Source organism: Micromonospora noduli, from assembly GCF_003264475.1.
Lineage (GTDB): Bacteria > Actinomycetota > Actinomycetes > Mycobacteriales > Micromonosporaceae > Micromonospora > Micromonospora noduli.
Window position 1 is genome coordinate 130,740 of sequence record NZ_PYAC01000020.1, and the last position, 10,887, is coordinate 141,626.

At 71.0% G+C, this 10,887-nt stretch carries 13 protein-coding genes; 1 reads left to right on the forward strand and 12 read right to left on the reverse strand.

The annotated features are described in order from the left end of the window. The 12 genes from MED15_RS20685 to MED15_RS20740 form a co-directional block, all read right to left on the reverse strand. Complete coding sequence (locus tag MED15_RS20685) at positions 1 to 300, reverse strand: muconolactone Delta-isomerase family protein (RefSeq protein ID WP_091405207.1); 300 nt, start codon at positions 298 to 300, stop codon at positions 1 to 3. Positions 301 to 413: 113 nt separating this feature from the next. After that, positions 414 to 1,061, reverse strand: coding sequence for an acVLRF1 family peptidyl-tRNA hydrolase (locus MED15_RS20690; RefSeq protein ID WP_112588644.1), 648 nt, complete (start codon positions 1,059 to 1,061; stop codon positions 414 to 416). Positions 1,062 to 1,205: 144 nt separating this feature from the next. Next, the gene (locus MED15_RS20695; RefSeq protein ID WP_112736695.1) at positions 1,206 to 1,838 is read right to left on the reverse strand and encodes a LysE family transporter; all 633 of its coding nucleotides are present in this window, start codon (positions 1,836 to 1,838) and stop codon (positions 1,206 to 1,208) included. 312 nt (positions 1,839 to 2,150) lie between these two features. After that, positions 2,151 to 2,750: a TIGR03086 family metal-binding protein gene (locus MED15_RS20700; protein WP_208646701.1), complete on the reverse strand. Its 600-nt coding sequence runs from the start codon at positions 2,748 to 2,750 to the stop codon at positions 2,151 to 2,153. Between the two features lie 184 nt (positions 2,751 to 2,934). Beyond that, positions 2,935 to 3,381 (reverse strand): metal-sulfur cluster assembly factor, encoded by a 447-nt coding sequence (locus tag MED15_RS20705; protein WP_112588604.1) that lies wholly within the window; start codon positions 3,379 to 3,381, stop codon positions 2,935 to 2,937. Positions 3,382 to 3,448: 67 nt separating this feature from the next. Continuing rightward, positions 3,449 to 3,922 carry a Fe-S cluster assembly sulfur transfer protein SufU gene (gene sufU, locus MED15_RS20710; RefSeq protein WP_091403700.1) on the reverse strand — a complete coding sequence of 158 codons (474 nt, stop codon included), beginning with the start codon at positions 3,920 to 3,922 and terminating at the stop codon, positions 3,449 to 3,451. Then, on the reverse strand, positions 3,922 to 5,226 hold the full coding sequence (locus MED15_RS20715; RefSeq protein WP_112588606.1) for a cysteine desulfurase: 1,305 nt from the start codon (positions 5,224 to 5,226) through the stop codon (positions 3,922 to 3,924). Before MED15_RS20715 ends, sufU begins: the two co-directional genes overlap by 1 nt. Positions 5,227 to 5,246: 20 nt before the next feature. Further along, complete coding sequence (gene sufC / locus MED15_RS20720; protein ID WP_007462702.1) at positions 5,247 to 6,020, reverse strand: Fe-S cluster assembly ATPase SufC; 774 nt, start codon at positions 6,018 to 6,020, stop codon at positions 5,247 to 5,249. After that, positions 6,020 to 6,346 carry a non-heme iron oxygenase ferredoxin subunit gene (locus tag MED15_RS20725; RefSeq protein ID WP_091403693.1) on the reverse strand — a complete coding sequence of 109 codons (327 nt, stop codon included), beginning with the start codon at positions 6,344 to 6,346 and terminating at the stop codon, positions 6,020 to 6,022. Before MED15_RS20725 ends, sufC begins: the two co-directional genes overlap by 1 nt. Continuing rightward, complete coding sequence (gene sufD, locus MED15_RS20730; protein WP_112736697.1) at positions 6,346 to 7,491, reverse strand: Fe-S cluster assembly protein SufD; 1,146 nt, start codon at positions 7,489 to 7,491, stop codon at positions 6,346 to 6,348. The genes MED15_RS20725 and sufD overlap by 1 nt, the downstream gene beginning before the upstream one ends. A 57-nt stretch (positions 7,492 to 7,548) precedes the next feature. Further along, positions 7,549 to 8,979, reverse strand: a complete 1,431-nt coding sequence (gene sufB / locus MED15_RS20735) for a Fe-S cluster assembly protein SufB (protein WP_074312771.1) — start codon at positions 8,977 to 8,979, stop codon at positions 7,549 to 7,551. Then, on the reverse strand, positions 8,976 to 9,776 hold the full coding sequence (locus tag MED15_RS20740) for a helix-turn-helix transcriptional regulator (RefSeq protein WP_373861105.1): 801 nt from the start codon (positions 9,774 to 9,776) through the stop codon (positions 8,976 to 8,978). The genes sufB and MED15_RS20740 overlap by 4 nt, the downstream gene beginning before the upstream one ends. Before the next feature lie 98 nt (positions 9,777 to 9,874). On the opposite strand from MED15_RS20740, the gene MED15_RS20745 reads away from it, so the two are divergent. Continuing rightward, the gene (locus MED15_RS20745) at positions 9,875 to 10,840 is read left to right on the forward strand and encodes a COX15/CtaA family protein (RefSeq protein WP_167457697.1); all 966 of its coding nucleotides are present in this window, start codon (positions 9,875 to 9,877) and stop codon (positions 10,838 to 10,840) included. Positions 10,841 to 10,887 lie beyond the last annotated feature (47 nt).

The window sequence follows — 10,887 nt, forward strand, 5'->3', positions numbered from 1 at the left end:
TCAGCGAGGCGGCTGACCCGGATCGTTCGGGTGCGGCGTCAACGGCGTCACGGTCTCGCGCCGCCAGGCGCGCAGCGGCATCGACGCGAGCACGGCTTCCAGCTCATCGGCGTCGGCGGCCTGGAACAGCCCCCACGTACGCCACTCCCCCGGCGCCAGCGGCGGCCGCCACAACCGCAGGAGACTGCCCTGGGCCGTCAGCTCGGCCGAACGCGCCGCCTCTCGCGCGCGCATGTCGGCGACGCCGTCCTCCGATGTTCCCTGCGGCACCGTCGTCACCATGTCAACCAGAAACTCCACGCGCCCATCCTCCGGCCGCCAGCCGGGCAGCACGCCGCGAACCCCGTTTTGCGTGGCGATCGTCTCCCCGCCGACGCCGACGCCGACGCCGACGCCGCCAGTGAAGGCCGAGGTCAGTCGGGGTCGCGCACCAGGATCCGCACCGCCCGGGCCGCACCCACCGCCGCGACCAGCACGGCGTGCCGGGGCTCCGGCACGTCGAGCAGCCGCTCCGCCCGCAACGGCACGAGCGGGGCCAACCGCCGGTCGGCCAGCACTCCGTCGACCGCCCGCCGGTCACCGCCGCAGACCAGCGCGGCGAGCGTCGCCACCTCCGGCAACAGCAGCCGTACGGCCAGGTCCGCCGCGTCACCCAGCGCAGCCTTCGCCTGGTTGTCACGCCGGCGGGCGAACCGGTGCTGCGACCATCCCCCCGCAGCGGTGCGCCCCTGCACGTAGCGGGTGTCCACCTTGGAGACGACGAGGTCGGCGCCCTCGGCCACCCCGAGCGCCACAGCGCCCTTGCGGGCCAGCAGCAGGCCGATCCGGCGGGGCGTGACGGCGGAGGCCACGAAGCCAGCCACGTCCACGCCGGCCGGCGCACCCGGTGGGGCGTACAGCTCAGCGGTTGCGCCGTCCGGGGCGGCGAGCAGTAGGCCGTACTCCTGGGCGCTGGTGGTGGGCGGGCCGTGCCGGTCGGCGAAGCCCTCGACCCAGCGGCCGACGCGGGCCGGGTCGACCTCGACCCACCGGCCTCCGCCGGCTGCGGGTCGACTGGTCATCGCCCGACCGTACGGCACAGCGAACCCACCCGGGCCCCCGGGCGGCCCCGGGCCCGCCCCCGGAACACCGGGGCGACACCGTCGACCCTTCGCGGTCCGGCACCGGGTCGGGTGGCTCAGCCGTCGGATGGTCGCCGTGACCGTTCAGCCTGGCAGTAGCGCGGCGACCGCCAGCGCGGCGATCAGCGCGCTGGAGACCAGGCCGGTGACCAGCCGCCCCCGCGGCCCGGTCAGCGCCCGGCCGACCACAGTGCCACCGCCGGCGATGACCAGTTGCCAACTCGCCGATGCCAGGAACACCCCGGCCACGAAGAGCGCCACCGGGACGACGCCCGAGTCGGCCGTGTCCCGGCGGCCGAGCACCAGCGCGGTGAAGTAGAGCACCGTCATCGGGTTCAGCAGAGTCAATCCGAGCAGCGCCGCGTAGGCCCGCCCCGGAGTGCTCATGCCCAGACCGTCGCGTGCCGTCGGCCGCCGCTGCGAGCGGTGCGCGGACCACGTCCGCCACAGGCCGTGCCCGGCGAGACCCAGCAGGACCACCGCGGCGACCACCCTCAGCGGCCCGGCGACCGGCGCGATGATTCCGGCCAGGCCGGCGCCGCCGAGCACGGCCACCACCGCGTAGAGCCCGTCGGCCGTCGCCACCGCGAGCGCTGCGGCGGCACCCACCCGAAACGAGGTACGGGCGCTGAGCCCCAGAATGAGAATCGCGATCGCGCCGACCGGAATGGCGACGCCGTAGCCGGCCACGAGACCGGCGAGGAACGCCCCGGTCACGGACGTCGGTGGCGGGTGGAGGTGCGTCCCCGGAGCGGCCGCTGTCGACGCACGGCAGTGGCCGCACGGACAGGAACCTGCTTCGGGTACGCCTCAGACACACGCGCATCCTCCGCGCCGGACCCGCGCCCCCGCCACCGATTTTCCCCGCGCCCCGCGCCCCGCGCCCCGCGCCCCGCGCCCCGCGCCCCGCGCCAAGATCGTGCTCGAAGCAGGATGTAGTGGCCTCGGCGACGCACCGAGGCCACTACATCAATGATCGAGCAAGATCTTGGGTTGTTCGGGAGTCGGCCGACCGGGCAGAGGCGAACGTCAGGCGGTCAGTCGGGGATCGCGACCGAGGTAGGAGAGCAGGGCGGCGACCTCGTCGGCCTCCGGAGCGGGGTCGATCGCCGGGGCGTACGCGCCGTAGGCCCGCAGCGGCTCGACGATCTGCCGGGCCACCACCAGCAGGGGGCGGGCCAGTTCGGCGCCGAGCGGGGACGGCTGGCCGGTGGCCACCGCGATGTCCCAGGCGTGCACTGCCGCATCCAGGGCGCACGCTACGGCGCCGACCTCGGCCGGCAGCTTGCCCTGGGGCAGCGGCGTGGGCACCTCCGGGGCGTCGTCGGCGACACGCTTCCAGGCCCGAGCGGACGCGTCGAGGGCGGCGCGCAGGCCGGCGAGCTTGTCACCGTCGATCCGACCGGAGGGCGCGAACGGGTCCTCCGTCGGCCCCGGCCCGCCGTCGATCGCCGCCGCGAAGGCGAGCTGGTCGCCGACCGCGTGCTGAAGCACCTGGGTGACGTTCCACCGCTCGCACGGGGTGGGCCGCTCCCAGGCGTCGGCCGGAACCCCCTCGGCTGCCGTCCGAAGCGCCTCGTGCGCCTCTTCGAGCACGGTCCGCCACTGCCCCGCTGCCATCTCGCTCATCGTCCTGCCCTCTCTGCCGGCTCCGGCGAGCTTCCCCACCCGCCTCCGGATCGGAATATTCCGCTCCGTTCGATGAATTCAGCTTAGCAGACCGGAACGATCCGTTCCACTACTTTCTTGCAGCCCTGGAACGCGTCGAGCGCGGTACCCGGACGGGTACCGCGCTCGACGAAGTGGGATCAGGTCAGACGTTGAAGCCGAGGGAGCGGAGCTGGTCCCGACCCTCGTCCGTGATCTTGTCCGGGCCCCACGGCGGGAGCCACACCCAGTTGATCCGGATGTCGTTGACCAGGCCGCCGCCGGGGCCGGTGGTCAGGGCCTGCCGGGTCTGGTCCTCGATGACGTCGGTCAGCGGGCAGGCCGCCGAGGTGAGCGTCATGTCCAGGGTGGCGACGTTCTCGTCGTCGACGTGGACGCCGTACACGAGGCCCAGGTCGACCACGTTGATGCCGAGCTCCGGGTCGACGACGTCCTTCATCGCCTCCTCGATGTCGGCGATCATCGCCTTGCTGACGCCGCCCGCGGGAGCGGCGGCGTCACCGGTGTCATCGGTCGTCGCGGCGTCGGTCTGCGGCACCACTGTGGTGTCACCGGCCTCCGGCGTCGCCTCAGTGGCGGTGTTCTCGCTCATGCCGTCCCTCCGCATCGCTGTGTGATGCCACAGGGCACCACTGTGTCATTCGCTCGCTGACGCACCGTCACGCCTTCACCTCCGGGCTCACACCCACACCGGCGCGTGCCGCGGCGTCCTTGAACGCCATCCACGGCAGCAGCGCGCACTTGACCCGGGCGGGGTAACGGGCCACACCCGCGAAAGCAACCCCGTCACCGAGCACGTCCTCGTCCGGCGTGACCTGACCACGTCCGGACATCAACTCCACGAACGCCTCGTGCACCTCGAATGCTTCCCCGGCGCCCCGACCACGCAGCAACTCGTGCAGCACACTCGCCGAGGCCTGGCTGATCGAGCAGCCCATCCCGTCGTACGAGATGTCGTGCAGCACCGTGCCGTCGGTGGCCACCCGGACGGTGACCTCGTCACCGCAGGTGGGGTTGACGTGGTGCGCCTCCGCGACCTGGTCGCCCGGGTCGTCGGCATCGCGCAGGCCACGCCCGTGCGGGCGCTTGTAGTGGTCCAGGATGATCTCCTGGTAGAGCTGGTCGAGCTGCATCAGTCGAACACCTTCCGCACCTGCTCCAGACCGGCCACCAGAGCGTCGATCTCCTCGGTGGTGGTGTAGAGGTAGAACGAGGCCCGGGTCATGGCCGGAACGCCGAACCGGCTGCACACCGGCTTGGCACAGTGGTGGCCCACCCGCACCTGCACGCCGAGCGAGTCGAGCACCTGACCCACGTCGTGCGGGTGCACGTCACCGAGTGCGAACGAGATGGTGCCGCCCCGGCCCACCGGCACGGTCGGACCGAAGATCCGCAGATCCGGCACCGAGCCGAGAGCTTCCAGCGCGTACGCCGTCAGCTCCTTCTCGTGCCACTGGATGGCCTGCATCCCGATGCCGGTCAGGTAGTCGACCGCCGCACCGAGCGCGACCGCCTCGGCGATCGGCGGGGTGCCCGCCTCGAAACGGGCCGGCGGCGCGGCGAACGTCGAGCGGGCCATGCTGACCGTCTCGATCATCGAGCCGCCGCCGAAGACCGGCGGCATGGCCGCCAGCAGCTCACCCCGGCCCCAGAGCACACCGATGCCGGTCGGACCGCACATCTTGTGGCCGGTGAAGACGATGTAGTCGGCGTCCAGGTCAACCACGTCGATGGGCAGGTGCGGCACCGACTGCGAGCAGTCCAGCAGCAGCAGCGCGCCCACCTCACGGACCCGCGCGGTGATCCGGGAGGTGGCGTTGACAGTGCCGAGGATGTTGGACATGTGCACCAGCGAGACGATCTTCGTCCGTTCGGTGACCAGATCCTCCAGGCCCGACTCGTCCAGCCGCCCCTGGTCGGTGACCGGGAACCAGCGCAGAGTCGCGCCGGTCCGCTCACAGAGCAACTGCCACGGGACGATGTTCGAGTGGTGCTCCATCTCGGAGATCACCACCTCGTCGCCCGGACCGAGCCGGAAACGGGGGTCGGCGTCCGGGCGCAGCGAGGCGTTCGAGAAGGCGTACGCCACGATGTTGATCGCCTCGGTGGAGTTCTTCGTGAACACCACCTCGTCGGTGCTCGGCGCGTTGATGAACGCGGCAATCTTCGCCCGCGCTCCCTCGTACGCCTCGGTGGCCTCGGTGCCCAGGGTGTGCACCGAGCGCGACACGTTGGCGTTGTGCCGCGCGTAGTGCTCGTCGAGCACGTCGAGGACCTGGCGGGGTTTGTGCGAGGTGTTGGCGCTGTCGAGGTAGACCAGCGGGTGCCCGTTGATGTCCCGACCGAGGATCGGGAAGTCGGCGCGCACCCGGGCCACGTCGAAACGCGGCACGTCGTCGTACTGCGGCATCCCCGGGGGGATCGCGATGCTGGTCATCTCGGCAGCGCCTCTCCCGCTCAGGCCTTGGCCGTGCCGGCCCCGGCGGCGTACCGCTCGTAGCCCTCGGCCTCGAGCTTGTCGGCCAGCTCCGGGCCGCCCTGCTCGACGATCCGGCCGGCCACGAAGACGTGCACGAAGTCCGGCTTGATGTAGCGCAGGATCCGGGTGTAGTGGGTGATCAGCAGCACGCCGGTGTCGCCGGTGTCGCGGACCCGGTTGACGCCCTCGCTGACCACGCGCAGCGCGTCCACGTCGAGACCGGAGTCGGTCTCGTCGAGGATCGCGATCTTCGGCTTGAGCAGCTCCAGCTGGACGATCTCGTGCCGCTTCTTCTCACCACCGGAGAAGCCCTCGTTGACGTTGCGCTGGGCGAACGCCGGGTCCATCTGGAGACGCTCCATCGCACCGCGCAGCTCGCCGCCCCAGGTACGGAGCTTCGGCGCCTCGCCGTCGATGGCGGTCTTCGCGGTCCGCAGGAAGTTCGCCACCGAGACGCCGGGCACCTCGACCGGGTACTGCATGGCCAGGAAGAGGCCGGCGCGGGCGCGCTCGTCGACCGTCATGGCCAGCACGTCCTCGCCGTCGAGGGTCACCGTGCCACCGGTGATCTCGTACTTGGGGTGACCGGCGATCGAGTACGCCAGGGTGGACTTGCCGGAGCCGTTCGGGCCCATGATCGCGTGGGTCTCGCCGGACTTCACGGTCAGGTCGACGCCGGCCAGGATCGGCTTGAGCTCACCCTCGGGCAGCTTGACCGACACCTTCAGGTCGCGGATCTCCAGGGTGCTCATTATCGGGTCACTCCATTACTCGGCGTCAGGCTGAGGTAGATGTCGCCGTCGCGGACTTCGACGGGGTAGACGGGGACGGGTTCGGTGGCGGGCAGGCCGGTCGGCTCGCCGGTGCGCAGGTCGAAGCGCGAGCCGTGCAGCCAGCACTCGAGCGTGCAGCCATCGACCTCACCCTCGGAGAGCGCGACCGAGGCGTGCGAGCACTCGTCGTACGCGGCGTAGAAGCCGCCGTCCTCGCCGTGCACCAGGGCGATCGGGGTGCCGTCGACATCCGCGCTGATCGCGGTGCCCTTCGGCACGTCCTCGGTGGAGCAGATGCGGATCATCAAGCGCCCGCCTTGGTCAGCCGGGCCTCGATCGCGTCGCCGAGGCTCTCGCGCAGCGACTCCACCGGGATCTTGTTGATCAGCTCGGCGAAGAAACCACGCACCACCAGCCGGCGGGCCTCACTTTCCGGAATGCCCCGGGCCATCAGGTAGAACAACTGCTCGTCATCGAAGCGGCCGGTCGCGCTGGCGTGGCCGGCGCCGGCGATCTCGCCGGTCTCGATCTCCAGATTGGGTACGGAGTCCGCCCGTGCGCCGTCGGTGAGCAGCAGGTTCCGGTTGATCTCGTACGTGTCGGTGCCGGTCGCCTCGGCCCGGATGAGCACGTCGCCCACCCAGACGGTGTGCGCGCTCTCGCCCTGCAGAGCGCCCCGGTAGCCGACGTAGCTGCGGCAGTCCGGGATGCTGTGGTCGACCAACTGCCGGTGCTCCAGGTGCTGCCCGGAGTCGGCGAAGTAGACGCCGTACAGCTCGGCCTCGCCACCGCGCCCGGTGTATTCCACGCTGGTGAACTGCCGGACCAGGTCGCCACCCAGTGAGACCTGGATGTGGATGACCTTGGCGTCCCGGCCCAGCTTGATCTTCAGGTGCTGGGCCTGGACCGCGTCGTCGGCCCAGTCGGCGACAGTGACCAGCGTCAGCTTCGCGCCGTCGGCCACGGCCACCTCGACGTTGTCGGCCAGGGTGGCCGACCCGACGTGCTCCAGCACCACTGTCGCCTCGGCGAACCGGCCCACCTCGACGAACGTGTGACCGAACGCCGGCTGCCCGACGCCCTCGCCGACCACCCGCAGCCGCACCGCCTCACCGAGCACCACGTCGGGGGCCACCCGCAGCAGCAGGGCGTCCGCGGCGGCACCGTAGGCCAGCGCGCTGACCCGGTCGACCGGGGTCAGCACGCTGCCGACCCGCTCGTCGTCACGGCCGACCCGGGTGATGGCGACGCCCTCGGGCAGGTCGCCGTACTCGTGTCGGACCGTGCCGGTTACGGCCGGCGCGTCACTGGTCAGGCCGCGGAGGCGCTTGAGCGGGGTGAAGCGCCACTCCTCCTCCAGGCCGGTGAGGGCCGGGAAGTCGGCGACGTCGTACGAGCGCAGCGCCTGCGACTTGGTGCTGGGCGGCGGCGCGGAAGCCTGGGTAGTCATTTCTTCCTTGGTCTGTTCTACGACGACGGTGTCAGGTGCTCGGTAGGGCGGGCGGCGTCAGCCGACCGCGCCCTCCATCTGAAGCTCGATCAGTCGGTTGAGCTCCAGGGCGTACTCCATCGGGAGCTCCTTGGCGATCGGCTCGATGAAGCCGCGCACGATCATGGCCATCGCCTCGTCCTCGCTCAGACCCCGGCTCATCAGATAGAAGAGCTGGTCGTCGCTGATCTTGGAGACGGTCGCCTCGTGCCCCATCGACACGTCGTCCTCACGGATGTCGACGTACGGGTAGGTGTCCGAGCGGGAGATCGTGTCGACCAGCAGCGCGTCGCACTTGACAGTGCTCCGGCTGTGGTGCGAACCCTCCAGCACCTGCACCAGACCCCGGTACGAGGTGCGGCCGCCGCCACGGGCGATCGACTTCGACACGATGGTCGAGGAGGTGTGCGGCGCGGCGTGCACCATCTTGGCGCCGGCGTCCTGGTGCTGACCCTCGCCGGCCATCGCCACCGAGAGCACCTCGCCCTTGGCGTGCTCGCCGGTCATGTAGACCGCCGGGTACTTCATGGTCACCTTGGAGCCGATGTTGCCGTCGACCCACTCCATGGTCGCGCCCTCGTGGCAGACCGCGCGCTTGGTGACCAGGTTGTAGACGTTGTTCGACCAGTTCTGGATGGTCGTGTAGCGGCAGCGCGCGTTCTTCTTGACGATGATCTCCACGACCGCGCTGTGCAGCGAGTCGGAGGAGTACAGCGGCGCGGTGCAGCCCTCGACGTAGTGCACGTACGCACCCTCGTCGACGATGATCAGCGTCCGCTCGAACTGGCCCATGTTCTCCGTGTTGATCCGGAAGTAGGCCTGCAGCGGGATCTCGACGTGCACGCCCTTCGGCACGTAGATGAACGAGCCACCGGACCACACCGAGGTGTTCAGGGCGGCGAACTTGTTGTCGCCGACCGGGATCACCGTGCCGAAGTACTCCTTGAAGACGTCCTCATGCTCGCGCAGCGCCGTGTCGGTGTCCAGGAAGAGGACGCCCTGCTCCTCAAGGTCCTCGCGGATCTTGTGGTAGACGACCTCCGACTCGTACTGCGCCGCGACACCCGCGACCAGCCGCTGCTTCTCCGCCTCCGGGATGCCCAGCCGGTCGTAGGTGTTCTTGATGTCCTCGGGCAGGTCCTCCCAGCTGGTGGCCTGCTTCTCGGTGGACCGCACGAAGTACTTGATGTTGTCGAAGTCGATCCCGGTGAGGTCCGCACCCCAGGCCGGCATCGGCTTACGGCCGAACAGCCGCAGGCCCTTCAGCCGCAGGTCGAGCATCCACGCCGGCTCGTTCTTCTTGGCCGAGATGTCCCGCACCACCGCCTCGTTGATGCCGCGCTGGGCGACCGCCCCGGCGGCGTCCGGGTCGGACCAGCCGTACTCGTACCGGCCCAGGGCGGCGAGCTGCTCTTCCTGGGTCAGGGGCTGGACGATCTGCTCGGTCATCTATCTGTCCTCACAGTGGTTACGGGATTACCGGATTGAGCGCGGCCCGGCTGAGTCGGGATGTGCGTGGTGCACACCCCGTCGCCGTGCGCGATGGTGGCCAGACGCTGCACGTGGGTGCCGACCAGACGGGAGATGACCGCGGTCTCGGCCTCGCACAGCTGAGGAAACTCGGCGGCCACGTGCGCCACCGGGCAGTGGTGCTGACAGAGCTGGCCGCCAGAGGCGATCGTGGTCGCACTGGCAGCGTAACCCTCGCCGGTGAGCGCTGCGGCGAGTGCCTCGGCTCGGGCGAGAGGGTCGTCGCCGGCGTCCTCCATGGCCGTCCGACAACGGGACTCGAGAGCCGACACCTGCTCGGTGGCGAACGCCTCGACCGCGTCCGAGCCGCCGCTGCGGGCGATCCAGCGCAGCGCGGCGGTGGCCATGTTGTCGTAGTGGTGTGTGCCACAGCGGACCCGGGCGGCCTCGGTCAACAGGAACACCTTGGCCGGGCGCCCCCGACCGCGACTGCCCTGCACGGGCTGCTCGCGGGCGTACACGTCACCGTCCGCAAGCATCGCGTCCAGGTGCCGGCGGATCGCCGCCGGGCTGAGCCCGAGCGCCGCGCCAAGCTGCGCGGCGGTGGTGGCACCCTGCTCCAGCAGCAGCTGGGTGACCCGATCCCGGGTGGAGACCTCGGCCGCCGCCGGCCCGGCGAGGCCGGCCGACGTGGTCACGGCAGGCGCGGAGGCGGACGCACCGAGGGCCGGTACGGCCGTCGGTTGGTGCCCGGAGAGCGCCGCCGCGTTTTTCACAACGCCAACGTTACGTAATTACCCGGAGGGTCGCAAACCCGGGCCCCGGTGATCCCAACCACCGAGCCGACGGAGTCGGACGAACCTCGATCACTACGGTGCGTAGGATTTGCGCCGTGAACCGAATCGTCCGTCCGGTCTCCGGCATCCTGCTGCGCCGCCTCGCGCTCGCCTCGATCATCGCGAACGTGGGCATCGTCGTCACCGGCGGGGCCGTCCGGTTGACCGCCTCGGGCCTCGGCTGCCCCACCTGGCCCCGGTGCACCGACGATTCCTACGTCACCACGCCGGAAATGGGCGTGTACGGGGTGATCGAGTTCGGCAACCGCATGCTGACCTTCGCGGTGGGTCTGATCGCGCTGGCCACCGTACTGGCCGTACTGGCCCACCGACCCCGCCGACCCGGGCTCCTCGCACTGGCCGTGGCGGTCTTCCTGGGCATCCCCGCCCAGGCGGTGATCGGTGGCATCACCGTGCTGACCAACCTCAACCCGTGGGTGGTCGGGCTGCACTTCCTCGCCTCGATGGCCGTGATCGCCGCCGCGTACGCCCTCTGGCGACGCATCGGCGACCCCGACGGCCCGACCGTGGCCGTGGTGCCCGCACCGCTGCGCGCGCTGGCCCGGGTCACCACCGGCGTCACCGTCGCCGTGCTCGTCGTCGGCACCTGGGTCACCGGCAGCGGCCCGCACGCCGGCGACCACGGCGCCGCCCGCAACGGGCTCGACCCGGAGACGATCTCGCAGGTGCACGCCGACGGGGTCTTCCTGCTGATCGGGCTGTCGGTGGCGCTGATCTTCGCGTTCCGCGCCGTCGGTGCGCAGCGGGCCACCCGCGCCGCGATCATCCTGGTCGCCGTGGAGTTGAGTCAGGGCCTGATCGGCTTCGTGCAGTACTTCACCCACGTGCCGGCGATCCTGGTCGGCACGCACATGCTCGGCTCCTGCCTGGTGCTGCTGGCCGCCCTGTCGGTGCAGTGGTCCACCCGGGAACGCCGCGCGGTCACGTCGGCCCCCCAGGCCACCCCGGCCGACGCCGCCGCCCCGGTGCCAGTCACCGCCTGACCGCCTGACCGCTCGGCCTCGTGGCGCCCCCGCGCCCCGCGCCCCGC